General features: G+C 60.0%; 18 protein-coding genes and 1 pseudogene. 8 read left to right on the top strand and 11 right to left on the bottom strand.

Annotated features, from left to right (window positions below; genetic code table 11):
- Positions 1-157: 157 nt before the first annotated feature.
- From HYZ49_07985 to HYZ49_07950, 8 genes are all read right to left on the bottom strand, one after another.
- Positions 158-889, bottom strand: coding sequence for a hypothetical protein (locus HYZ49_07985; protein MBI3242216.1), 732 nt, complete (start codon positions 887-889; stop codon positions 158-160).
- 76 nt (positions 890-965) lie between these two features.
- The gene (locus tag HYZ49_07980; GenBank protein ID MBI3242215.1) at positions 966-2,030 is read right to left on the bottom strand and encodes a hypothetical protein; all 1,065 of its coding nucleotides are present in this window, start codon (positions 2,028-2,030) and stop codon (positions 966-968) included.
- Positions 2,031-2,069: 39 nt separating this feature from the next.
- On the bottom strand, positions 2,070-3,821 hold the full coding sequence (locus HYZ49_07975) for a glutamate mutase L (protein ID MBI3242214.1): 1,752 nt from the start codon (positions 3,819-3,821) through the stop codon (positions 2,070-2,072).
- A 21-nt stretch (positions 3,822-3,842) separates the two neighbouring features.
- Positions 3,843-4,568, bottom strand: coding sequence for a hypothetical protein (locus tag HYZ49_07970; GenBank protein ID MBI3242213.1), 726 nt, complete (start codon positions 4,566-4,568; stop codon positions 3,843-3,845).
- Positions 4,565-8,152 carry a hypothetical protein gene (locus tag HYZ49_07965; GenBank protein ID MBI3242212.1) on the bottom strand — a complete coding sequence of 1,196 codons (3,588 nt, stop codon included), beginning with the start codon at positions 8,150-8,152 and terminating at the stop codon, positions 4,565-4,567. The genes HYZ49_07970 and HYZ49_07965 overlap by 4 nt, the downstream gene beginning before the upstream one ends.
- 6 nt (positions 8,153-8,158) lie before the next feature.
- On the bottom strand, positions 8,159-8,806 hold the full coding sequence (locus HYZ49_07960; protein ID MBI3242211.1) for a hypothetical protein: 648 nt from the start codon (positions 8,804-8,806) through the stop codon (positions 8,159-8,161).
- A complete protein-coding gene (locus HYZ49_07955) occupies positions 8,803-9,558 on the bottom strand; it encodes a hypothetical protein (GenBank protein ID MBI3242210.1) in 756 nt (251 codons plus the stop codon). Before HYZ49_07955 ends, HYZ49_07960 begins: the two co-directional genes overlap by 4 nt.
- Positions 9,555-9,779 (bottom strand): hypothetical protein, encoded by a 225-nt coding sequence (locus tag HYZ49_07950; GenBank protein ID MBI3242209.1) that lies wholly within the window; start codon positions 9,777-9,779, stop codon positions 9,555-9,557. Before HYZ49_07950 ends, HYZ49_07955 begins: the two co-directional genes overlap by 4 nt.
- A 199-nt stretch (positions 9,780-9,978) precedes the next feature.
- Between HYZ49_07950 and HYZ49_07945 the strand changes: the two genes are divergently transcribed.
- From HYZ49_07945 to HYZ49_07910, 8 genes and pseudogenes are all read left to right on the top strand, one after another.
- The gene (locus HYZ49_07945; protein ID MBI3242208.1) at positions 9,979-10,380 is read left to right on the top strand and encodes a CBS domain-containing protein; all 402 of its coding nucleotides are present in this window, start codon (positions 9,979-9,981) and stop codon (positions 10,378-10,380) included.
- 4 nt (positions 10,381-10,384) lie between these two features.
- Positions 10,385-11,299: a diacylglycerol kinase family lipid kinase gene (locus HYZ49_07940; GenBank protein MBI3242207.1), complete on the top strand. Its 915-nt coding sequence runs from the start codon at positions 10,385-10,387 to the stop codon at positions 11,297-11,299.
- 77 nt (positions 11,300-11,376) lie between these two features.
- Positions 11,377-13,044 (top strand): helicase-associated domain-containing protein, encoded by a 1,668-nt coding sequence (locus HYZ49_07935; GenBank protein ID MBI3242206.1) that lies wholly within the window; start codon positions 11,377-11,379, stop codon positions 13,042-13,044.
- A 62-nt stretch (positions 13,045-13,106) separates the two neighbouring features.
- Positions 13,107-14,285, top strand: coding sequence for a galactokinase (gene galK, locus HYZ49_07930; protein ID MBI3242205.1), 1,179 nt, complete (start codon positions 13,107-13,109; stop codon positions 14,283-14,285).
- A 144-nt stretch (positions 14,286-14,429) separates the two neighbouring features.
- Positions 14,430-14,801, top strand: a pseudogene (locus tag HYZ49_07925) (MaoC family dehydratase N-terminal domain-containing protein).
- A 156-nt stretch (positions 14,802-14,957) separates the two neighbouring features.
- A complete protein-coding gene (locus tag HYZ49_07920) occupies positions 14,958-15,914 on the top strand; it encodes an AccI family restriction endonuclease (protein ID MBI3242204.1) in 957 nt (318 codons plus the stop codon).
- Entirely contained in the window at positions 15,910-17,439 is a 1,530-nt protein-coding gene (locus tag HYZ49_07915; GenBank protein ID MBI3242203.1) for an SAM-dependent DNA methyltransferase, read from the top strand. The genes HYZ49_07920 and HYZ49_07915 overlap by 5 nt, the downstream gene beginning before the upstream one ends.
- A 232-nt stretch (positions 17,440-17,671) precedes the next feature.
- Positions 17,672-19,255 (top strand): peptide chain release factor 3, encoded by a 1,584-nt coding sequence (locus tag HYZ49_07910; GenBank protein ID MBI3242202.1) that lies wholly within the window; start codon positions 17,672-17,674, stop codon positions 19,253-19,255.
- 40 nt (positions 19,256-19,295) lie between these two features.
- On the opposite strand, the gene tsaD is transcribed toward HYZ49_07910, so the two are convergent.
- The 3 genes from tsaD to HYZ49_07895 are packed head-to-tail and all read right to left on the bottom strand — an operon-like array spanning position 19,296 to position 24,049.
- Positions 19,296-20,327, bottom strand: a complete 1,032-nt coding sequence (tsaD, locus tag HYZ49_07905) for a tRNA (adenosine(37)-N6)-threonylcarbamoyltransferase complex transferase subunit TsaD (GenBank protein MBI3242201.1) — start codon at positions 20,325-20,327, stop codon at positions 19,296-19,298.
- Complete coding sequence (locus HYZ49_07900) at positions 20,327-22,804, bottom strand: hypothetical protein (protein MBI3242200.1); 2,478 nt, start codon at positions 22,802-22,804, stop codon at positions 20,327-20,329. Before HYZ49_07900 ends, tsaD begins: the two co-directional genes overlap by 1 nt.
- Positions 22,805-22,807: 3 nt before the next feature.
- Entirely contained in the window at positions 22,808-24,049 is a 1,242-nt protein-coding gene (locus HYZ49_07895; protein ID MBI3242199.1) for an aminopeptidase P family protein, read from the bottom strand.
- Positions 24,050-24,260 lie beyond the last annotated feature (211 nt).

Genomic DNA, 24,260 nt, shown 5'->3' with positions numbered 1-24,260 from the left:
TGGCCGTATTGATAAATCCGTTTCATCCCTCATTATGCTGGCTTTTGGCGTTGTGGCTTTGGCAAGTTTTCTGAACGGCGTCTGAGGCCTTAAACGCAACACGCAACACGTGGGCCGTGTTGCGTGCTGAACGCCGATTTGCGTCGCGTTTTGGCGTCTAACTATTCTGCAGTCGCAATCGTCTTACGACGAAGAGGATGGCGATGAGCACCAGCGCGCCAATGAACAACCCCGGCCCGCCGAACTCGTCGGCAAAGCCGGTGTTGGGCAAAGCTGTGGGCGTGGGGGTGAGATCGCCGCTGCCGCCGCCGAAGATGTCAGGCGTGCCTGTGCCGGCGCGCGTGGGCGCGCGGGTGAAGGTCGGCGTCACCGTGCCGCCGCCTATTCCAGCCACGGCGGTTGTCGTCGTGCCGCCGCCCACTCGCGTGGGCGTGCCGCTTCCAGCGCCGCCGCTGAGGCCCTGCTGAACACCTGTAGGTGTGCGGCTGGGCGTAAAGGTGGGGCCGGGCGTGTTGGTAATTGTCGGCGTATCGGTGATCACGGTAACGGCGATCACGGGCGTGTTGGTGATCAGCGGCACATCGGTCTCGGTGGGTGGCGGCGTGTCGGTGGGCACGGGCGTGTTGGTGGCCGGGTTGGCCGTCAGGAAGGCGCTCGTCTCCACCTGAGCATTGGTTGCAACGATAGCAACCGCCGTCGCATCGCGGTTGGCGTTCTGCCGGGGCGCGATCAGGAACAGGTACAGGCCGATGCAGATCATACCGACGACGAACAGGCCGCCGAAGGCAATCGCCACAATGACGAAGGTGCGATTGGACTGCTCAGGCGCAGAATCTTCCTCTTCTTCCTCTTCAGGCTCAATTTCGGAATCGGGATCAAAGTCTGTCATGGGTGTTTACTCTCCTCAATATGATTAGCCGAGTAGTATACTTATTAATTGAAAGCGCGCCACAAGGCCCGGCCAATCACTCGAATACCTCCAAATTTGCCAGTGGAATCAATTCGGCCTCCCGGCCTTCCAGTTCCACGTAAGCGCCCGGCGCTTGCAGGCCGCTGGGCAGATTCTGAGGCCGCTCCACCAGTTGTTGAAGGATGCCCACCGCGCCCTGGTGCGGCGGCCTTAACACCCTCACCCGCCGCCCCACCACCAGCGGCCCGCCTTCGGTTGGAGCCGGCGGCGACCCCGGCGACGGAAGGGGGATGATGAGTTCAGGCCGGTGGCTTGTCCAGCGGTCGGCAGGTCGGCCATCTATCATCGCCTCACGCCCGTCGTGGTTGCTAAGCAAACTCCAGGCGGCTTCGCTCATGGTCGTTCCGCCAAAACTTTCGGTGATGATCACCGGATACGACAACGCCCGAAGGGTGGAGATGAGCGAGGCCGGGACGCTCCCCAACACCATGCCGCGCACCTTCACCGTCTCTGCGCCCCGCAACGCTTTTTGGTCGGCAGTGCCGCCCACCAGAATCATGCCCTTGCTTCCCTCGTCGAGGGCCGAGGGATTGATGGCCTGATCGGGAGCAGTCGTGGCGGCGCGCATAATGCCATAGCTCTGACGGCCTGAACCCCACATGCCCTGCACCAGCGCGCCAGGAACTGCGATGGTTGCGCCATGCTCGGGCACGATGTTGGTCACAGTCCCGGCGAACATGGCGCGCAGTTCGATGCCGCCGCCCGCCGCCGCAAACAACAATTTCCCGTTCACCACATCCACCATCACGCCATTGACTGGAGCTTTCACCGAGAGGTTGCTCAGGCCAAGCATGATGGGGCGCACGGCCAGCACGGCGCCCTTCTCGACAATTTCGCCCGGCGGCACCTTGACGTAATTTTCAACTTCGGCGGCCGGCACTTGCAGGCGTTGAGTCAGGTCGTAAATATAGTGCCGGGCCACTGTGTCGGCGCGAGCCAGGAGGGTCGTGGCTTCGACGCGATCGCCCTCCTGCACCAGCAGTTCGCCGGGGCGGGGCAACATCCGGTCGCGGCTGATGGTGACGAGGGGCAGAACGTGAGTGGTGGTTGGAATATACATTGCAAGATTTGGGCCAACTTGGGAGTTGGGTTTTGGGATTTATATGCCGTACTCTCCCAACCTGGCGCACCACCTGCTCACGGCGTCGCGCTGTTTCTCAGGGGTGGCCGGGAATTCGATGGGGCGGCCACGGGCGTCAATAATCACGCCCACTTCACCGCCGGTGATCGTCATGGTCTTGGAAACGCCGGCACCAAACCCGGCATCGAAGCCGCGCAACGGTTGAACGGTGAGTTTGGCTTCCTGGCCGGGCGGCAGGCGCAAGACTTCGAGCGAGCCGTAAGGCACTTTCATATCAACAGCCTCGCCCTGCGTTGGGTTGAGTTTTACGCGCACCACATTCTGGCCGAGGCGAGCCTCGCCCACCAGCGACACGACCACGCCCAGACTGGCGAAGCTCTGCGACTGCAACACCTGCGCGGCGGCAATGGGGTTTTGCATGGCCGCCGCCCCGACAGCGGGCAGAAGGTTGTGCATATCCAGCATTAGCGTAACCACGCCGGTGGGTTGCAGTCCGTCAACCATCATCAGCGCCGCCTGCCCAAAGCGAGGGGCACGCCCCAGAACCGCGCCACTGCCAATGATGGTTTCAAAGGCCGGCATCAGGCCGCCGTAAGTGGCTTTGACCTTGCCGGCCCAGGCTGGCCGGGCGGTGGCAAACGTTGCCTGCAAACACTGGCGAGCCAGCGCGTGCTCCAGATAAATCTCGCGCAGTTCGTGCGGCACGGTGGCCGGGGCCAGGCTCTTGTTGTAAACGTAGTCGCGCACTTCGTCGTCGGAGAAATCTTCGGGCAACCAGCGCGAAATGTGATCCAGCTTAGCCTGGCTCAGCAGGCGCAGGGCGCTGTGGCCCACGCCCACGTCAGGCCGCACGGTGAGAACCAGGTCGTCTCCGGTCGCGGCGGCCATCACCGTAGACATCGAGCCGACATCCACGCCCAGCGTGCTCTTGTTGCCGGACGTTTCGCTCATGAAGCGAATGACGTTGCCGAAGGCGGTGGCGGTGGGTGTGACGCTCCCCGTGCCCCACTGAGAAAGGTCGGTGTAACCGCCAAAGCTGGCCAGGCGGATGTGTTCGTAGAGCCAGGCCAGTTGGCGGCGGGCCGGGGCAATAATCTCGTTGTCGAGTTCGGGCCGGAGGTTGTCGGCCACGAACACCTCCGACAGGCCTTCGAACATGGCTTTGATTTTGTCCTGCATCGCGCCGTTGCCGGCAAAAAGAATTTCAGGCCGCGTGCCTTCAGGCATGCGGCGCGAGGCCAGGGCCACAGTCTCGGCCAGGCGCAACACGGCGCTTTGCGATCCGTTTTCGGTGCCGCCGGCGATGATGACGACTTCGGGCTTGGCCGCCAGCAGGGCGTCCAACTGTTGCGCTTCGCGACGGCGATCCCCCAGCCCCAGCGCTTCGCCGACCAGAGCATAAGTGGAAGCCGCCAGCCGGTGGGCGCTGGACAATGAGATGTTGGGCATCAGCCCCACCACCGCTACTCGCAGTGGATCGCCGACGCTGGCCGTGGCGGCAAAAGAATCCACCCCGTTGCCGTCGGGCGCGGTAGGAATGATCACCCGATCATTGGCGTCCACGAAGGCGCGGCCCGTCACCTTCTGCAATTCTTCCAGCGCGTGGTGCAGTCCTTCTTCCACGTTGGCGTACGGCGGCTCGGCGGTGGAACGGGCTTCGCCGCCCGCCACAAAGCGGAAGTCGCCGCTCACAATATCAAACAGGGCGGCGCGGGTGGTGATGTTGCCAATATCAACAACGAGGATCGAATCAGTAGGGGCGGTCGTCATGATGAAGGGTCAGGTGATTCTTCAACTCGGTATAAAGCCAAATAGTTTCGCCATCTCCAGCGAGAATTGATAAAGAAAGCCAATGCGTTCGACAAAGAGAGCCATCGAGGCGGCCAGCGCGCCCACGTAGAGCGCGGCCAGGGTGACGGTGATGACGCCCTGGCCGCCGAGAGCCAGAACGCGCACCCAGGCCGGGCGCTCCACCTTGCCGCCCGGCAGTGACCGCCCGCCGTAGAAAAAATACATCAGGGCCAGAACGGTGCAGAGGACGATGAGGGGCAAGTTGATCGCGTCAGCCGGATCGCCTGAAGCAAACGGGTTGACCCAGGCCGCCGTCACCTGCGGAAAGAGCGTGCCAGTAACGGCCCCGCCCACCGCCACCGCCGCGCCCACGCCGACCACGAAGGCAATCACAAAATTGCCAACCGGGGCCGAGCGAGGGTTAAGCTTGAACAGCAGGAGAAAGCTCAGAAGCGAGAGGACGATCAGCCGAATCAGCGGCAGAGGATCGTTGGGGCCGGTTTGATTGGCCGCGGCAGTTTGAATCGCCGGAAGCCAGCCGGAAAACAGCCGGGGCGCGATCACCGATTGAAAGACTACGACACTGACATAACCCGCCGCCACGCCGACAAATACGTGCAGGGCAATACGATACAGCGGGTTGTCGCCGAGGATGTAACTGAAAACCAGAAGTGTAAGCAAAAAAGCAACTGCGTTGCCGACGAGTTGTTCAAGTTCAGGGGTCATTTTTTCTTCCTGGCTTTGGAAGATTTTCCGGCCCTGGCCTTCTTGCTCTTGGCGCTTCGCTTGAGTTCGCTTTGCGGCTTGGCGTTTTCTTCAGGCGCCGGCTCGGGTTTGGTGCGGGCCGCGCTCGGCCCGGCGGGCCGCCGGTTCATGAGCAACATCACCACGCCGACCACAGCACCCAGGGTGAGGATCGCGCCCGCTACGTTTAGGCCGTAAGCATAAGCCGCCCACATTTGTGGGGACACAACTCCGCCTGCTCTGGCGGCATAGAGCAAGCCGCCCGCCAGGCCGCTCACGAGGGCTATTAATTGTTTCTTCTCACTCTTGTAATAAGGGTGGAGCAGTGGTTCGGCGGCGGCGCTGGCCACGGCGGCCATCTTTATACCGGTGGCCGGTTGCACCTGCTCCAGCCAGGCCTGCGCCGACTCGGCAGAAGAGGTGGCAATGATGATCAGGCTGAAGTTGCCGTAGCCGGCTTTGATGGCATGGGCCGGCAACTCGAGAGCAAATTGCTGAAGGCCCGACGCGCCGCCGGGAATGTAGCCCAGATGAAAATATGTCTTGCCGGCATCTTCCGGCGGGAGGCCAACTTGCGTTGCCACCCGATCCAGCACTTCCCGGGCCACGCCTGCGCCCGCCGGTGAGGTGCTGGCGACGGCCACCGGCACGCCGCGCCGCATGAGGTGTGCGATCACCGCCTCGACGCCGGGGTTGAGTTCGCCCGTGTAGGCCGGTTCGTATTCAAAGGCGATCAACACCGGTTGATCAACCGGCAGGCTTTCGATTTCAGTGTAAAGGGCGCTGATCGGCGCTGGCAGGTTAGTCGGATCGGGAGGCGCGAATAAACCGGTGATGTCGCCAAACGCATAAGGCGTTAGCGCCACGGCCACCATTACCAGTCCAATGAGCAGACGAACGAGGTAGTTGTAGTTGAAGCGCGATTTGCGCTTCGCGTCGGCCTTGGATTCCTGAGTCTCTTCGCTGACGATGGAACGGAAGAGTTCGGCTTGCTGGGCTTCGACATCGCTCACCACAAAGCGGGTGACGACGGCGCCCGGTTTGCCCGGCACGGTGATGGCCGACTCGGCGGGCAGGATGCCGCGCATGCCGGCCAGCGGCCCGGCAGTTTCTTCGCGGTCGGGCGCAAGGTCAATCGTCGGCGTGTTGAGGTCAATGGGCCGCATGGCTTGCAACCATGAAGGCAGGTTGCCCCGGGCCAGGTTGGCGGCGCGGGCGGCTCCCTCAACAGGTTCGGTGAAGGGCAGGGCTGTGGCGGCAGTGGCGGTGGCCCCGGAGGCCGGGGCCAGCCAGGCAGGCATGTCGTCAGGCTTGAGGGCTTCGGTCTTATCAGACTCAACGGCGAAAGGCGGCGCGGCATCCAGGCCGGAGGGGCGCAGGTTCGCCAACCATGCCGGTAGTTCGGCAGGCAGGTCGCCGGAGGCGCTACCGGCGTCTGCAGGAGATTGCCCGGCTTCGTCGAAGGCGATGGCCGGCGCGCCGCTCGAAGGAGGCGCTGAGTCGGAAGGAGTCAATTGGCTGAGCCACGCCGGTAATTCGCCGGACGAATCCGGTGGTGTTGGGGGCGTTGAGGCCGGCGGCGCAGGCTCCAGGTCTTTGAGCCAGGCTTGCATTTCGTCTTCCGAGCCGACGAGGGCCGGGCCGGTTCCGGTAGGCGACTGCATTGAGAATGTGTCTGCCGCCTGGCTAAGCATGCCGGTGGCCTTCTTGGCTGACGACTTGGGAGTCTCGGGTTTGAGTTCAGTGTCGGACGAGATCACCCAATCCGGCTCCGGCAAGTCTGTCGAGGCCGAGGGTGTTGCGGGCGAGCCTGCTGGCGGCTTAAGCCAATCGGGCAAGTCAACATCCGAGCCGGGCGGATTTTCGTTCAGCCAGTCGAGCGTGCCAGTGCGAGTGAGAGGCGGCTGGCCGGGCGCTGGCGCGCCCAGCGTAGGCTGGAGCCAATCGGGCACATCCTCTCCCGACGCTTCAGCGGGCGCGCTGGCGCTCAACCAGTCGAGGGTGCCGGTGCGAGTCAGCGCCGAGGGCGGTTCATCGGAAGGCGGAGCGGAGCCTGAGGTGAGTTTGCTGAGCCAGTCGGGAATGTCGGCAGTGGGCAAAGACTCGGCCGGCGGTTGTGGCGGCGCAGGCGGTTCTTCGGCCTGCATCCAGTCGAGGGTGGCAGTGCGGCTGAAAGCGCTTGGCGGTTGATCGGACGGTGGAGCCGAGCTTGAGGTGAGCTTATCGAGCCACGCCGGCAGCTCCGATTCGGATGGCGACGGTTGAGCCGCCGCCGGCAATGCTGGGCCGGACTCTGCCGGGGCGGGTTTGAGCCACGCCGGTAGTTCGGCGGGCAAAGATGAGTCGGAGGCGGCGGGCGGTTGAGGCGCGGAAGGTTCATCCGATTGCAACCAGTCGAGTGTGGCTGTGCGGCCAAAAGCACCGGGCGGCTGATCGGTAGGCGGCGCTGAACTTGAGGTGAGGTTGTCGAGCCACGCCGGTAGTTCGCCGGGCAGGGCCGACGATGAGTCGCTGGCGGCAGGCGCGCTGGCACTGCTCAACGACTTGAGCCAGTCGGCGGCATCGTCGGCGGCGGGCGGGGTTGGCGTGGTCGGCACAGCCGCTTCGGGAGTTGAACCGAGCCAGTCGGGCAGGCTGGCCGTCTGCATCAAGGGTTGTTCGCCCGTCCGCTCTGCCGCCGGCGGCGCGTTAAACGATTTGAGCCAGTCGTCGCTGTCGTCTTCTTCCGGCGGCGGCGGCGCGGCGGCCATGCGGGCGAAGTCGGAGAGGCCGAGTTGAGGCTTGGCTTGCTCTGGCTCTGCGCCAAACGACTTAAGCCAATCGTCGGAGTCATCGGTCTCGCTGGCCGCCGACTCCGCCGGCTTGGAGGCTGTGGCAGACCAGTTTGAGAAACCGCTGGGCTTGGGCGGCTCGGCGGATTGCGAAACGCCAAACGACTTAAGCCAGTCGTCGCTATCGTCTTCTTCCTGCGGCGGCAACGCGGCGGCCATGCGGGCAAAGTCGGAGAGGCCGGGCGTTTGCGCCGGTTGCTGCGGCTCGTCGTCCAGCGCCTTGAGCCAGTCGGTAGCGCCCGCGAAAGCCGGGCCGGAACTGGCGGCTGAGTCTTCAGGCTCGGCAGAGGGCGCGTCACTCAGGCCGCCGAGGCGCGAGCGCAACAAATCCTCGCTCAACAACTCCGGTTCCTCAACCGCGCCGGGGCTGGCTGAGTCCTGGCCGCGCAACTGAGAGAGCCAGTCGTCGGCGCCCGCGGCTGGTTCCTGTTCCGATTCGGCGGCATCGTTCTCGCCCAGCCAGTTGGGCAGGCTGGCGGTTTGTTTGAAAGGATCAGCCGAAGGCAAAGAGGACGGCTCTTCACTCCGAAGCTTCTTCAACCAGTCCGAGTCGGACGGTTTGGCCGCCTCGGGCGCGGGTGGCGCCGGCGTTTTTGGCTTGTCCCAGTCCGATGGAAGTTTGAGAGCCCCGGTTTGAGGCAGAACCAGCGGCTTGAGGCGCGCCCCGCAGAACTGACACTCGTCGAGCGTGTCGGGGTTCATCTTGGCGCACATGGGGCAACGCAGATCGGCCACGTTACTTTATTCTCCGTAGGGGTGGTCGGCCCCCAGAATTACGCGCAGGCCGGTGGCAACGGTGCCCAGGGCAATGCCCAGCAAAATGCCGCGCGCGCCGCCGACGGCTGGAACCTGAGTCACCCAGTCGCGCAGGGCGGCGAGGCCGTCGAAGCCGGGCAAATTGATCGGAGCCAGTCCGGCGATCAAAATCAAGGTGACGATGATGAACAGCACTGCCGGCCCGTTGCGGCGTTTGTAGATCAGCCGCGCCCCGGCCAGCACCATCACCACCACCAACAAAGCGGCCAGTGAGGCTTCGACCGGAGTTTGAATATAAAGGAATGCAAATCGCGTGCCTTCGCGGGCGGCGCTGGCAAAAGGATCGGGGGTCAGTATGGCCAGCAGGCCCAGGCCCAGCATGATCACCAGCGCCAACAGGAGGAAGATGCTGTAAGCCCAACCACTGCTGAAGAGGCTGATCTTGCGAAGGTGAACAAAGGCCAGATTGAGCACGCCGAGCAACAAGGCCACCGCGCCCAGCGTCGCCGCCCACTCCACCAACAACAACCGCAGATCAACGTTGCCCGGCAGGGTGACGGGTGGAATGAAATAAAGGGCGAGCGTGGCCAAACCGGCCAGAACGGCAACGGCCACTGGCAAACGCAATTTCATATCAGTCCCAAAATTTTGGCGATCATGCCGCCGACGACAGCGGCCACAACCACCAGGCGCAACACGTCCTGCATTTGCAGGCTGGCGCGGTGCGCGGGCTTGCCGCCGGCCAGGTAAGCGCCGCTGGCAAACATATCTTCGCCAATTAGAGCGTGGTCGCCAGACACGTAAGCCAGCGCCTGGCCCTGCGTGCTGTCGGTGCCGATGATCTGGTGCGCATTCTGGCTCAGGCCGGCGTCGGCCATCAACGCCACTTCGCGGTCATAACTACCGATGAGCAAACTGGTGGAGACGCTTTCATCTTTGAGGGTCGTCATCACCCCGGCGGTGTACGACATCGTCGTCGGGCCGGCCAGGCGGCCTGCCAGATGATCGTAGAGGTCTTCGGCGTTTTGTTGTTTGTAGACTCGGCGCAGAGTATCCTGGGCCAGAATCGTGGAAACGCCGTCGCCGCTGGTGACGATGGGCGGTTTGTCGGAAATGGTGGCCGCCTCGGCGATGGTTTCCAGCACCGACAACCCGGCCAGGGCCGCCACCGTGTTTTTTCCACCCACCGCGCCCGACCCGAGCGAGACGTGAACGCGCTTGCCGCTCTCAACCGCCTCGCCAACTTTCTGCGGCAAGTTCTGGAAGGCCTCGATCTCGCGCAGGGCCGGGGGGCGGCCCGAGCGCCGGGCCAAAAACCAGAAGAGGAGGATGAGCAGGGCGGCGAAAATCACGCCGCCGAGTCCGAACGTGGCTTCGAGACTCATGATTGGGTCTCCGTTTCGTCGGGGCCTTCGAGCCGGGCGGCCAGGGAGTCAATGGCGGCGACCCCGGCCTCGTCGGTGAAGACCGAGAGGGCCGGTTGGGCAATCCGCAGGCTTTGGGCGGCGAGAAAGGCCGTAGGCGAGCCGGGCCGCATCAATTCGCGCCAAAATTCGCCCAGGCCCAAACTCTCGAATCGTTCCTGCCAGTGCTGAAAAACGTTCATTTTGTTGGAGTATAGCACAAGGGCGCTGGAAGGCAACAAGGGCAGGGGGTACCTGGTGATTACCCGCAAATGCTGCGGGGACGCGGACGGGGAGCTTTCGAGATATGGGTAATCATTGCGGGGTACTTTGAGGCAGAAACATTTGGTGTCTGCATTAATTCAGGTCTATAATCGTCGCACTTCACTCTGGAGGAGCGCCATGACTTATTCCGTGAAAGACATTATGACCAGCCCGGTGATCATCGTCGAGCAAGAGGACACGGTGGCCCATGCGCTGACGATCATGCGCCGCCACAACATCCATAGCGTGATCGTGGCCCCGCCCAAAGCCGGCGAACCTTACGGCATCATCACCAGCACCGACATTCGCGACAAAGTGGCCGCCCACGACCGCGACACCCGCACCTTGAAATGCAAAGAGATCATGAGCGCCCCGATCATCACCGCCCGCATTGAATGGTCAATCCGGCAGTGCTCGCAGAGGATGGGCGAACTCAAGGTGCATCACCTGCCAGTGGCCGATGACTTTGGCAAGCTGATCGGCATGGTGTCGGCGACCGATATTTTCATGGCCGTGGAAGAAAGCGGCTGGGAAGATTAAAGCCATGAGCAAAGTCAAACTGATCTTCAATCCAATGTCCGATCGCGGGCGCTCCGGGCAACGCGCCTCTGACTTGCGAGCCATCGTGGAAGAACACGGCGGCGCAGAGTGGGTGGGCACGGAATATCCGGCGCACGCCACCGACCTAGCGGCCAAAGCCGGGCTGGAAGGTTTCGACACGGTGGTGGCGATGGGCGGCGACGGCACGGTGCACGAAGTGATCAACGGCCTGATGCGCGTCGCCCCGCAACACCGGCCCAAACTAGGCGTGGTGCCCATCGGCTCCGGCAACGATTTTGCGTTTGGCGCGGGCGTGCCGCTCGACCCGGCTGAGGCTGCCAAGCGCATCTTCACCGGAACGCCCAAAGCGGTTGACGTGGGCCTGATTCGCGACAACAACGGACGGCTTGAATACTGGAACAACACGGTCGGCATCGGCTTCGACGCTAAAGTGAATATTATGAGCCGCAAGATCACGAACATGTACGGCTTCATAATGTATCTGACGGCGGTGATGATGACGATTGCCCAGGATTACGAATCGTCGCATTCCAAACTCGCGTTCGACGACGGGCCAACGATTGAGCGCAACATGCTGATGTTGACGCTGGGCAACGGCCCGCGCGAGGGTGGCGGCTTCCGCACCACGCCCGACTCGAAGGTGGACGATGGCACGTTTGAGTACGCCCTGATCGGCCACGTCAACCGCCTCACCATCCTCGGCCTGTTGCCAATGGTGATGAACGGGACTCATCCGAAGTCCAGGCACGTCACGATGGGCGCGTTTCGCAAACTACGCCTCGAGGCCGACCGCGCCCTGCCCATTCACACCGACGGCGAACTCTGGTCGCCCTACGAAGTGAACACGAGGACGGTGGAGGTGGAGATGATGGCGGGGGCGGTGCAGTTGTTAGTGTAGTGAACAGTGAACAGTAAACGGTGAACAGTGGCCGACTATCACTGACAACTGTTCACTGTTCACTGATTACTCAGCCCATGCCCGACCTCGAACACATTTACCTCGACTACGATTTGACTCTGCTGAAAGCTGTTGCCGAGCAGGCCGGCGTTGAGTTGAATGCTTCCAACGCCCGTGCCGCCGCCCTCGAGTTGGCTACCGCTCTCAAAATTCCCGACGCCCTCGATCTGCTCCTCACCCGCGTCCTCGGCGACCCCAACCTTGACTCTCTGCCCGAAGCGCCCGATCTCCAGGCGCAAACTCGTTTAGCCCTCGAGGCGCTCATTCAAGCCGAAGGCCGCCTGCCCGCCCCGCCCTTCATCCGGCGCTTTGGCGAGCCACGCCCGCTCGGCCCGGCGGCTCTGGCCCGCGAGCGCCCGTGGGAGTCGCCGCTCAACGCCGGCGAGGCGCTGTACTTCAACGGGCTGATGGGCCGCGCTTTCATGGAGACCGACTCGGGGCCGCAGGAGTTTTTTTTCATTCCCAACGATCTGCTCCCACTTCTGCCACAGGTGGAACCGCCAGCGGCGGCTTCCCCGGCTGAGGCGGTGGCCCCGTCTGAGTCGGCTTCGGCTCAACCGGCCAGCTCGGCGCTGGTGGACGATGTTGTCACCGTTCTGGCCGCCATCCAGTTGAGCCGCCCGCTCGACGATCACCTTTCATCTCATCTTCGACTCCCGGCGCTTGATCTGTGCCTGGCCCTGCTGGCCGATCTCAATTTGCTTCTCGATCACAAGCTCAACCCGGAGCCGGTGAAGGAATTTTTGCGCGCCTCTCGCGGCGAGCAACTGCGAAGGCTGGCCGAGGCCTGGCGCGACTCGAAGGCGTGGAACGACTTGTGGCATGTGCCAACACTGCGCACGGAACCGGGTGCGTGGAGCAATGACCCGGTTGCCACGCGCGCATTCGTGATTCGTTTGTGCGCTGATTTGCCGGCAGGCGAGTGGCGTTCGCTTGAGTCGTTCGTCGGCTTTGTGCGCGAGCATCACCCGGACTTTCAGCGGCCTGCGGGAGACTACGACTCGTGGTACATCCGCGACGCCGGAAGCGGCGAATATTTGCGCGGCTTCGAGCACTGGGACAAGGTGGATGGGGCGCTGTTGCGCTATTTGATTAGAGGGCCACTGCACTGGCTGGGGCTGGTGGATAAAAGCGAGTCATCGGATGCGTTTCGTCTGACGCCAATCTTTGAGGTTTTCACGCACGCAGGCGGCGAGTGGAAGATTGCAGATAAGCCGAAGCCGATGATTGCCAGGGGCGACGGCGTTCTGCTGGTGAGCCGCAGCGCGAATCGCTACGACCGTTTTCAGGCGGCCCGCATCGGCGAATGGCTGGCCCCCGGCCCGCTGACCGGCGACGACGCCTATTCCTACCGCCTCACCGGCAACTCTTTGCAGGTCGCCGCCCGGCAGGGAATCACCGCCCGGCACATCACCGCCTTTTTGCGCCGCGCCTGTGAGCATGTGCCAAAGCACTTGATTGACATGGTCGAGCGCTGGGGACGCAACGGCATTGAAGTTCGGGCGGCGCAGGCGCTGGTTCTGCGGGTGAGCAGTCCTGAGGTGTTGGAAACCTTGCGCCGCTCGCCGCAAGCCAGCCGCCATCTTGGCGAGACGCTCGGCCCGACGGCGGTTGAGGTGAAGAATTGGGAGAAGTTGCGCGAGGCGATGGCAGCGTTGGGGTTGGCGGCAGAGTTGCAGACGTGATCAACAAGGACTTTACGGATCAGTAATATAAACTTGCCGTTAGAAATAAAACGCCGCCCACCATGTCCTCCCTCGACCGTGTCCTGACCCGCTTCAAAAAATCTTTCGGCGGCGCGGAACCGGCTTTCGTCGCCCGCTCGCCGGGCCGCGTCAACCTGCTCGGCGAGCACGTGGACTACAACGATGGCTGGGTTCTGCCGGTTGCGATTGATCGCGCCGCCTATCTCGCCGTCGGTCGTTGCGACAGCGTCCTCGTCTCGCTCGGCGCGGCTGATCTCGATGACAGCGTGACGTTTCGCGTCACTGAAACGGCGGCTAAACAAACAGTGACGGGTAGCCCGTTGCCGGACTGGGCGCTGTATCCGGCAGGCGTCGCTCACGCCCTCATCAACTCAGGTTTGGCCGTCTCTGGAATGGATGCCGTGCTCGGCTCGGACGTGCCGCGCGGCGCGGGCCTCAGTTCGAGCGCCGCCGTCGAGTTGGCCTTTGCCGTTGCCTGGCGCGAACTTGGCGGCTGGCAGAAAAGTGGAATGGGATTGGCTTTGCTCTGCCAGAAGGCGGAGAACACTTACGTCGGCGTCAACTGCGGCCTCATGGATCAGTTTGCCTGCGCCAGCGGCCAGGCCGGTTACGCTCTGCTCCTCGATTGCCGGACTCTGGAGTGGTCGCCGGTTCCCCTGCCGCCCGACGTGGCCATTGTCATCGCCGACACAACCAAGCGCCGCGAACTGGGCAAGTCCGAGTACAACAATCGCCGGGCGGCGTGCGAAGAAGCCGTGCGCGTCTTGGCCGCCGTCCTTCCGGACATTCGCGCCTTGCGCGACGTGAGCGCCGCCAACTTCGACAAATACTCACACCTGCTCGCGCCCGAAGTCGCCCGAAGGGCGCGCCACGTTGTCGAAGAATGTGAGCGCACGGTGACCGCCGTCGAGGCGCTTCGTCGGAACGACATCGCCGCCTTTGGCTTCGCCATGAACGAGTCGCATCGAACGTTGCGCGATCTCTACGAAGTGAGTTGCTTCGAGTTGAATGTAATGGTGGGCATCGCCCAAAGTTTGGAAGGCTGTTACGGGGCGCGGCTGACCGGCGCGGGTTTCGGCGGTTGCGCTGTGGCTCTCGTGGCGGCCAGCGTCGTTGAAGACTTCAAGCACCAACTGGCGAAACATTACGAGGCCGCCACCAGCCTCAAGCCGGAGATTTACGTGTGCAAGGCTTCGGCGGGGGCTGAGATCGTAAGGTGAACTTATAGTATTGCCCTTGAAAAACTATCACCCCGCGAAGATTTTTCACCGCGAAGGCGCAAAGGACGCAAAGAATTTTAGGGAACCCTTTGCGCTCTTGGCGTCTTCGCGGTGAGATTTTTGGTTGCCGCAGGAAGCTACATTATGCAAGTTGGTGAGATAACATCATAGGAACGAACCTTCACCGAAGAGGACATCCGCCTCTTTAGCAAAGTGTCCGGCGACGAAGGCGTGCATCACGTGACGCCGGACGAGCAGGGGCGCTTGATGGCTCAAGGATTGCTGACCGCCACCCTACCCACCAAGATCGGCGGCGACTTGAACTATATCGCCCGCGAACTCAACTTCCAATTTCATCGCCCGGTGTTCGCCGGCGACACCATGCGCTGTGAGGTGAAGATCACCGAACTGGAACAGGCCGAAGGACATATCCGAATGTCGGTTGAGTGGGTCTGCCGCAACCAACATGGAAAAGAAGTGCTCACCGGGCAGGGGCGAGGGGTGATTCGAAATTGAGCCGAATGACGTCCCAAAGGCTTTAGCCCAAAAGGGATTATACTGCCCGTATATTCCTAGTTCGGCCCTCCTCACTGACCATCGTAAACAGCAGTGCCATCTCGCCGTTGAAACCAAGTGTGCGCAAGGTATAATTTGTTTTTGGGAGAATCCGATATGCATCTGTTTGAAAAAGCCTTGAGCGTTTGTGTCGAAAACATCGAATTCGAACTCAGGGGATATGCTTCAGTTGAATGGTCGAATTTTCTGCTTAATCCTCGCCGTTTGCGTGGCAGCGACTTTCTCATGCGCTGGTCACAAGGCGTATGGAGCGAAGAACGAATCACCCATGCCGTTAATGAAACCAATGAGTTTTTTGCGATACCTTATGGCCCGAGTGGAACTGCACCAGATAATGATGTCAGAGCATTTGAACTCTATTTTGAGCGGTTGGAAGCAGCTGGCTTGGGTGCAATTAAGCGTCCTGACTTGTTAATTTTCAGCAAGACAGACCAGCGAGCCATTGAAAAATTGATTGACAATCTTGGCGGCTTATCCGAACTACCCTTCACTGTTGAAGATGACAAGAGCATCAAAGAAATGTTGTCGAAAGTCGTTGTCGCCGTAGAATGCGAAAACAGCCTTTGGAAAGGGCAACTCATGCCAAATTACGGCGCTGAATTGAAACCACAAAAACGATTGGGCGGCAAAGTGGGTCTGAAGAAAAACGCAGTTCTGCCCACAATCATCTTGAAGGAAGAAGACCGCGAACCATTGCAGGCGTGGCAAGACGCCAATGAAATCCCCATTCACATTTGGCACGTTTTCTATGATATGGCATTCGGCATTGCTTTTGACAAGGCGCAAAAGCTAATTGAAGAAGGTTACACCCAACCGACTGAGCAAACTTTTCAGGCTCCAGGTGGTGCAACGACCAGAAAGTCCCTTTACAAATTCTATTACCACTATGGTTTCCCGCTAGGTGATGCTCATGAAGAACCACAACTCATCGCTAAGCACATAGTCGATAAGAATGGTCACATCCTGCCTTATGTTCATTTTGAAGGTGGAACAATGTCTTTGAGAGACGAAGCAGTAGATATTCTGCGAAAAATGGCAAATGCAAAAGATTAACTCTTACAAAATACCTGCGTCAGGTGAAGCCAGAGAGCTGCTCCGCAAAAAAGGGCAGTTCTGGACGCCTGATTGGATTGCCGAAGCAATGGTTGATTATGTGCTTGCCGACGAAGGTGGCACATTGTTTGACCCTGCCGTAGGCGCAGGGGCATTTTTTCGAGCAGCAAAAACTACAGCAAAAGAAAAAGAGATGTCTGTCAATCTTTTAGGTATGGACATTGATCCAATCGCATTAGAGCAAGCCATTGAGCAAGGGCTGAGTAGAAACGACATCGCGGGAGTCAAAATCGGCGACTTTGTCTTTCAGCCTCCGCAAGAAAAGCTATCTGCAATTGTTGCTAACCCACCCTATATTCGGCACCATCGTATATCGGCGGAAACTAAAGAACTACTCAAGCGATTAAGCCTGCAAACCGTAGGGGCTATTTTGGATGGGCGCGCAGGGTTGCACGTCTATTTTCTGATTCGCGCCCTGACTTTGCTAAATGAAAATGGGCGGCTGGCTTTCATTATGCCTGCTGATACATGCGAAGGTAAATTTGCACATGACCTGTGGCGTTGGATTTCAGCAAACTATGCCTTGGATGCCGTAATCGCTTTTACTCCCAACGCTTCTCCATTCCCAAATGTAGATACGAATCCGCTCATATTCTTTATCCGCAAAGCACCGCCAAAAGAAAATTTTTTGTGGGTCAAGTGCCACGAGTTACAGACTGAAACTCTCAAGATGTGGGTTCGCTCAGGCTTTGAGATGACGCCTACAAACGGATTAACTGTTACTCAGCGGAAACTATCCGAAGGTCTGAGCACGGGCCTATCAAGACCGCTAGCAACGGGGAAAGCAAGCAAATATATCCTAGGGGATTTTGTGCAAATAGTTCGTGGTGTTGCGACTGGGGCAAACGAATTCTTTTTTATGACCAATGAACAGATAAAGCAAACCGGTATTTCAGATTGCTATTTCACAAGAGCGGTTGGACGAACAAGAGATGTGCCTACCGAAGAAATTACGCAAGCAACCTTAGATTTACTTGAAGCCAAAGGAAGACCCACATTTCTACTTGCTTTGAATGGAGACTCTTTCGAGAACTATCCTGAAAGCCTGAAAGAATATCTAAAAAAAGGCGAAGCCCTCGGATTACCACAAAAGCCGCTCATTTCGCAGCGAAAGCCTTGGTATAAGACAGAGACACGAATCGCGCCGCCTTTTTTGTTTGCCTATTTGGGGCGACGAAATTCAAGGTTTATCCGCAACGCGGCAAGGATTATTCCTCTCACATGTTTTCTGTGCGTCTACCCCAAGAGTGACGACAAGGAACATGTTGACCATCTCTGGAAAATTCTGAATCATCCTGATACGGTAGCCAATCTGGCTATGATTGGAAAATCATATGGTGATGGCGCAGTAAAGGTTGAGCCGCGTTCTTTGGAGAAATTACCTATTCCTGAAAATGTAATTGAGCAATCAGGTATGCAAGCACAAATGCGATTATTTGAAAGCAAAACACCCTATAAAACTTAAGCCCATTTCAATGGCACACCGAGAACGCAAAGTTTGTGCATTGGAAGAAATAGCTGTGTTACAATTGCGCCACTGACTGTCCCAACGGTCACGGAGCTACCAACCGTGGCCGTTTTGTTTGCATCGAAAAGAATAACGGATTCGTGGAATTTAACGGATCAATCCGTTCGCTTCGCGTTCCACGAATCCGCGTTCTCCATCTTATCGCATGATGATCTCACCCGAAACAACACTGGCCTCCCCTCTCGCCGAGCAAATCGCCGCCCGGCGCACCTTCGCCATCATCTCCCACCCGGACGCGGGCAAGACCACTCTCACCGAGAAGCTCTTGCTCTACGGCAACGCCATTCACCTGGCCGGGAGCGTGCGCGACCGCCGCAACCAGCGCAGTACCCGCTCCGACTGGATGGCGATTGAACGCGAGCGCGGCATCTCGATCACCTCGACCGTTTTGCAATTCCCGTACAAGGGCCGGGTGATCAACCTGCTCGACACGCCCGGCCACGAGGATTTCTCCGAAGACACCTACCGCACCCTGGCCGCGGCCGACAGCGCGGTGATGGTGCTGGACGCGGCCAAAGGCATCGAGCCGCAGACTCGCAAACTGTTCGACGTCTGCCGCCAGCGCGGCCTGCCCGTCTTCACCTTCATCAACAAGATGGACAGGCCGGCCCGCGACCCGCTTGACTTGTTGGACGAGATCGAAACCGTGCTCGGCATGCAACCGGTGCCGATGAACTGGCCGATTGGCGACGGCCCGGGCTTTCGCGGCGTGTGTGACCGGGGTGCCCGCCTCGTCCACCTCTTCGACCGCACCGCCCACAACCAGACCGCCGCTCTCGAAACCATCCTCGCCCTCGATGACCCGCGCCTGACCGAGCACCTCAGCGCCGACGAGATCGCCGCCCTTCAAACCAACCTGTCACTGCTCGACGGGCTGGGCTTTGAATTTGATCACGAACTGGTGCTGGCCGAAGCGCAAACGCCTGTTTACTTCGGCAGTGCTCTCACCAATTTTGGTGTCCGCCTCTTTTTAGATGCGTTTGTGGAGCAAGCCCCCACTCCCCGGCCTTATAAAAGTGACGGCGGCGCCGTTAAACCGGATCGGCCGGAGTTCTCCGGCTTCATCTTCAAGATCCAGGCCAACATGAATCCGAATCACCGCGACAGCGTCGCTTTCCTGCGCGTGTGCTCGGGCCGCTTCGAGCGCGACATGAGCGTGCATCATTCGCAAAGCGGCAAGGCCATTCGCCTGCCCCGGCCTTACAAGTTCTTCGCCAACGAGCGCGAACTGCTCGAAGAGGCTTTTCCGGGCGACATCATCGGCTTGCCCAACAACGGCAGTTTCGCCATCGGCGACACGCTGGTGGCGGGCGAGCGCTTCGCCTTCGCGCCCATCCCGCGCTTCCAACCGGAGCACTTTGCCCTCCTGCGGAATAGCGATATTGGCAAGCAAAAGCAATTTCAGAAGGGCTTGCGCCAGCTGGAGACCGAGGGGGCCATGCAGGTTTTATACGACGTAGACGCCTATCAGCGCACCCCGATCCTGGCCGCCGTGGGGCAGTTGCAGTTTGATGTGGTGCGGGCCCGGCTGGAGGCCGAATACACCGTGAGCACAATTCTGGAGCCGCTGCCGTATCGTCTCTCGCGTTGGATGGACGGTTCCACCGAGGCCATAGACCGCCTCCCCTGGGGCCACGGCCTGCTCAAAGCCCGCGACTCTCAGGAACGCCTGGTTGCCCTCTTCAAGTCGCAATTCGATTTGGATTACTGCTTGCAGAAATTCCCGGAAGTGAAGTTTGAGGCGTTCGGTTAAAAAAGACTTCCGAAGTCTCCAAGACTTCGGAAGTCTTTTTTCACGTCAACTTCCAATTCGGCCTGATGTCCATGTCAAGCGAGTCGCGCTGACCGGCCAGGTAGCGCCAGTGACCGGCGGCGGCGATCATAGCCGCGTTGTCGGTGCAGAGGACGAGGGGCGGGAATCGGACAGGGAGATCGCCAGCTTGTTTTTCCATCTCGGCCCGCAGAGCCTTGTTGGCCGACACACCCCCGGCCATGAAAATGGCTGTGGCCTTGTGCGCGCGGGCGGCGGCGACGGTCTTCTCGACAAGAGCCTGCACGAGGGCAGCCTGAAAACTGGCGGCGAGATCAGGAATCGGCACCCCGGGTGGAGGCGGCTCCTCGCCGGGTCGCAGAGTCGGCGCTTGCCGCTTGAGTTCGTACAGCACCGAGGTCTTGAGTCCACTGAACGAAAAATCGTAAGGGCGATCCGTTTTGGCGCGGGGAAAGTTGTAGGCCAGCGGGTTGCCGTCTCGCGCAACTTTTTCGACGTGGGGGCCGCCCGGATATGGCAGGCCGAGCATGCGCCCCACCTTGTCGAAGGCCTCGCCGGCGGCGTCGTCAATCGTGCCGCCGAGGCGGGTGTAGTGCAGGTGATCTGTCATCAGCACCAACTCGGTGTGGCCGCCGGAGACGATCAGGCACATCACCGGAAACCGCACCTCGCCCGCGCCCTCGATCAGCCACAACGAATACAAATGACCTTCGAGGTGGCTTACGCCGACGAGGGGCAGGCCGCGACCGAGCGCCAGTCCTTTCGCCACGTTCACGCCGACCAGCAATGACCCGGCTAGCCCCGGCCCGCGCGTGACGGCGATGGCCTGAATATCGTCGAGCGTGACGTTTGCTTCGCTCATCGCCTGGGTGATGACGGGATGGATGGTTTCAATGTGCATTCGCGACGCCATCTCCGGGAACACGCCGCCGTACTTGGCATGCAGATCGGCTTGCGACGAAATGATATTCGACAGAATCTTCCGCCCGTCTTCGACGACGGCGGCAGATGTTTCGTCACAGGAAGTTTCGATGCCAAGAACGCGAAGGGTCATCAGGGTTGGACTTCCACAAAAACTCCAAGCGGGACACTGTCGCCAAACAGGTTGCCCGACTCGTCGTAGGCGTTCGCTCGGCCAACACTTTCTTCCCACAACCCGACAAACAATTGATAACGCCCTGGCGGCGCATCAGGCGCAATAACGAGTTGATGGTCATCGGCCAGATAATGCGTCGTCGTCCAATGGGTGGCGGGCAACCCGGCAGGGTTGGCCTTGTCGGCCTGGCCCACAAGGTTGCCATTCTCATCGCGCAAATGGACGAAGACGTGATAGTTGACCGTCGGCGTTTGCGCCGCCGCCCAATAAAGCGTGAGGGGAACGGCCTCGCCAGGGTGAGCGACGATTGACGGGGCGGAGAATCCGAGCAGGTCAACCTGATCGCTAAAGAGGGCGAAGTAGCGATGCGAGGTCAGCGGCAAACGGACGCCATAAGGATTGTATTGAAACCAACCGAGATGATCAGTGGTCCCGGTCGTGGTCAGGGCAACTTCTGTTGCTACAATAGTCTCCCGATCGTCCACGACCGTCTCGACGCCTTCCGGCGAATACATCAACACGTTCAAGCGGGGTGTCTGACCCGCCGGATAATTTTCCGACACCGGCAACAGCAGGCGATTGACGACGGTATCGTTTTCGCGCCACAAATCAATGGACAGCGACAACCCGTCTGCCTGCCCGAAGACCTGGCCCTGATCGTCCACCAGCCGCACCGAGAATGAATACAGTCGTGTCGGGTTGGCCTTGTCAATTCGCCAAAGCAGTTTGATCGGCACGGTTGCGCCGGGTTGCAAGAGCTTGTCGAGACTTACGCCAAGAATGCGCGCGCCGCCGGCGAAACGGGAAAAGTTTCGCGGATAAAGGTCAATTGGAAATGACGGCGGCCCCTCCAGCACTACCCAACGAAACATCGAGTCGCCATTCACCAGTTCGCCCGTCAGGTAGCCTTCGCCGAACAGATCAGGGATGGCCACCCCGCCGTAAGTGCTGACGAGAATCGCGCCATTGGGTGGAATGGGCACGCCCTGATATGGATTCATAATGATGGCCCGCGAAGGATAGCCCTCGGCAAAGATTCTCCAGAACTGCGTTTGAACTCTGGTGTCGTATTTGCCTTCTTGAGTCTCGGTTAGAAAAATGAGTTCTCGGTTACCCCCCGTCTCGCGCCAGGTTCGTATGGCCGAAAGAAAAGTGTCCAGCGGCGCATTGAAGCGTTTGAGATTGCCGGCCAATTGTTGATCGCGAATGGTGGCCACGGTCAGCCAGGCCTGCATTCCGGCAAAGACGACGACGGTCAGTGTGACCGCCCACCGCGACAGTTTATGCCATTGAGCCACGTCGGCCAGGAAAATTGCCAGGCTGGCAACAGCTCCAAACATGAGTGGCATGATGTAAAAGGCATAGACTTTCACGGGCGCAACAAAGAAAGCCGCCATCGGCCACGAGCCAAGCAAACCGATGAGCAGGAATGGCACCCGGTTTTTCTCGCGCCAGCTTTTCACGAACATCATCACGACCGCAAGCAACGAAAGGAGCGCCTGCGCCCGGAAGATCTGACTGGTCCAGACCGGCGGCCACCAATGTCCGGCCGCCACGGAGGCCGCCACCGGGCCGGTTCCCATGGCAATGCTGGGAGACTGTTGGCGTCCAACCGAGGCCGATAATTCTTCAAACACCAATACCATCTCCTGAAAGTTCACGTTGCTCCCCAAGGCGATGTCCTTCGCCACGTTTGCGGTGGCCGGATCGCGTGTGACATAAATTTGGGCCAGGCCAATCAGCCACGGGATCATGCTGATGGCAAACAAGCCCCAGCCAAACAAGGTGGCCCGCAAGATCATTGAGCGTTCTGAGGGCGCTCCCCGCCAGGCAATTGCCAATAATAGCAATGAGAGAACTCCGATGGAGGCGTAAGCAAAGTGCGGTTGAATGACAAAACTCAACATCAGCCAGTGGAGAGCGATCATGCGCGGGCGGCGCTCGTAATACCCGAGCAGGCCGGTGAGCACCCAGGCGGCAATGAACGGCTGGGCAAAATCGGGATTCCACACCGTTCGGCTCCAGTCCACAGCCAGGGTGTGGCTGGCCAGCAAGAGGCCGCCGATCAATCCGGCGCCAACCCCGAAGTACCGCCGGAGCGCGTAATAAAAAACAGCTACAGCCGATATCCCAAATACACCTACCCACAGCCGCCCCAGACGCGGGTCGCCGGAAAACAAATAGGGGAGCGCGGCAAGGTACGTGCTGAAAGGAGAGTGGATCGGAATGATGGCTGAATGTGAAGCGTTCGAGCCCCACGTCCATTGGCCATAGCGACCCAACATCATCGTCGTCAGATGCATCGGCACTTCGTCACGGGTGAACTGATAAGCGCCGATATACGCCCAACGCAAAGAGGCGGCCAGAACCAGAATACCCAACAAGGCGGCTTGCTCGGTGCGAACCCAGCGCCAAATTTTTTGAAGCATTTTCATGAGCTATTGTCTCGCCAGCGGAATCACCAAATCCTTCCGAAACTCGCCAATCGTCTCCAGCGTGTTCGTGGCCGGGTTAAGCCACAGGAAGTCTTCGATACGCACGCCGAAGCCCAGGTCGGGAAAGTACAACCCTGGCTCGACGGTGATGGCGATGCCCGGTTCGAGGATGTCGGTGTTGCCATCGTATTCCGAGAGCGCCGGTCGTTCGTGAATGTTCAGGCCCACACCATGCCCCAGGCTATGCACGTAGCCCTCGGTCGTCTTCGGGTCTTTGCGAACCGTTGGGTGACCGCGCGCTTCAAAGAAGTCATTGGTCATCTTCTGGTAGCGCGAACACGGCGCGCCGGCCTGCATCGAGTCGGTGGCGATGTTGAAAATCTCCAACACGTCATTGTAGACTTTCTCCACTTCGGGCGGCGCGAAGCCAACGCACCACGTCCGGGTGAAGTCGAAGAAGTAGCCGCCCCCGGCCTCGCGCGGAAAGATGTCGAACACAATCGTCTTGCCCAGCGCGATCACGTCGGTCTCAGTGCCGCGCGAGTGCGGCACGCCTGCGTCTCGGCCAACGGCGAAGATGAAGTCGTCGGGATGCTCGATGTTCAAGTCCGTGCTCCAGCGCCGGATCTGCCGTTTGACATCGCCGACGGTCAAGGGCGAGCCGTCGTCTTTTAAAAGTGCCCCGTCTTTTGTCTGGCGGCTGGCCAGGAAGTTCCAGGTGTTCTCGACCACCGCCATTGTCTTTTCGGCAACCGCCCGGATGCGAACCACCTCGTCGGCGTCTTTGGTGTACCAGGCCCGATCCATGATCGTGTTGTTATACTCGCCCACGATTTGAACGTCAGGCCGGATGGTCATCAACTCGCTCCACAAGGCAAAGGCCGCCCCTTGTTCCTCGCGGCCATAGACGCTCACCCGGCCCTTCACGCCCAGCTCGTCGAGCATCAGGCCCATCAGCCGCGCCCGCGCCCGCAGGCGGTTGCCCTTCTCTTCGTTGAGCAGTTTTGGCAAGCTGAATTGATTCTGATTAACAACACGCAAGCCAGACTTGGCCGCTTCGTCGCGCTCCATCGAGTTGGCGAAGATGACGGGCGCTTCGCCGCGCTTTTTGATCACCACCGTCATTTCGCCCAAGCCTGCGCCGTTCACCATGTAATACATCGTCGGGTTGCCATGCGAAGAGCCGGTGACGAGCAAGGCGTCAAGGTTGCGTTCGGTCATCAAACGGTCAAGGTCGGATTTCATTATTTGGAGTTCCTTGTCAGGATGATAGTTAGTTCGTGTCCAAGAAATCACTTTTCAACATAAGGCAGCGGGACCCCGCGCCGATGCTTGATCAAAAATTGCGCGATGGTCGCCAGATTATTAGCAATGACTCCCCAGCCCACCCAGCGTTCCATCCCGAGGTCGCCATGAGCCAGACAGCGATCCAACCCCCGCGCCCGACGCAACTGGC

The organism is Chloroflexota bacterium (assembly GCA_016197225.1).
Classification (GTDB): Bacteria; Chloroflexota; Anaerolineae; order Anaerolineales; family VGOW01; genus VGOW01.
Note: the sequence above shows the minus strand (reverse complement) of the source record. Positions and strands in the feature narration are given on the sequence as shown.

Excerpts from the sequence above, each read along its gene's own strand:
- HYZ49_07970 (MBI3242213.1), bottom strand. The coding sequence starts at position 4,568 with ATGACCCCTGAACTTGAACAACTCGTCGGCAACGCAGTTGCTTTTTTG.
- HYZ49_07940 (MBI3242207.1), top strand. The coding sequence starts at position 10,385 with ATGAGCAAAGTCAAACTGATCTTCAATCCAATGTCCGATCGCGGGCGC.
- HYZ49_07920 (MBI3242204.1), top strand. The coding sequence starts at position 14,958 with ATGCATCTGTTTGAAAAAGCCTTGAGCGTTTGTGTCGAAAACATCGAA.
- galK (MBI3242205.1), top strand. The coding sequence starts at position 13,107 with ATGTCCTCCCTCGACCGTGTCCTGACCCGCTTCAAAAAATCTTTCGGC.
- HYZ49_07960 (MBI3242211.1), bottom strand. The coding sequence starts at position 8,806 with ATGAAATTGCGTTTGCCAGTGGCCGTTGCCGTTCTGGCCGGTTTGGCC.
- HYZ49_07975 (MBI3242214.1), bottom strand. The coding sequence starts at position 3,821 with ATGACGACCGCCCCTACTGATTCGATCCTCGTTGTTGATATTGGCAAC.
- HYZ49_07900 (MBI3242200.1), bottom strand. The coding sequence starts at position 22,804 with ATGAAAATGCTTCAAAAAATTTGGCGCTGGGTTCGCACCGAGCAAGCC.
- HYZ49_07985 (MBI3242216.1), bottom strand. The coding sequence starts at position 889 with ATGACAGACTTTGATCCCGATTCCGAAATTGAGCCTGAAGAGGAAGAA.
- HYZ49_07955 (MBI3242210.1), bottom strand. The coding sequence starts at position 9,558 with ATGAGTCTCGAAGCCACGTTCGGACTCGGCGGCGTGATTTTCGCCGCC.
- HYZ49_07945 (MBI3242208.1), top strand. The coding sequence starts at position 9,979 with ATGACTTATTCCGTGAAAGACATTATGACCAGCCCGGTGATCATCGTC.
- HYZ49_07950 (MBI3242209.1), bottom strand. The coding sequence starts at position 9,779 with ATGAACGTTTTTCAGCACTGGCAGGAACGATTCGAGAGTTTGGGCCTG.
- tsaD (MBI3242201.1), bottom strand. The coding sequence starts at position 20,327 with ATGACCCTTCGCGTTCTTGGCATCGAAACTTCCTGTGACGAAACATCT.
- HYZ49_07935 (MBI3242206.1), top strand. The coding sequence starts at position 11,377 with ATGCCCGACCTCGAACACATTTACCTCGACTACGATTTGACTCTGCTG.
- HYZ49_07895 (MBI3242199.1), bottom strand. The coding sequence starts at position 24,049 with ATGAAATCCGACCTTGACCGTTTGATGACCGAACGCAACCTTGACGCC.
- HYZ49_07980 (MBI3242215.1), bottom strand. The coding sequence starts at position 2,030 with ATGTATATTCCAACCACCACTCACGTTCTGCCCCTCGTCACCATCAGC.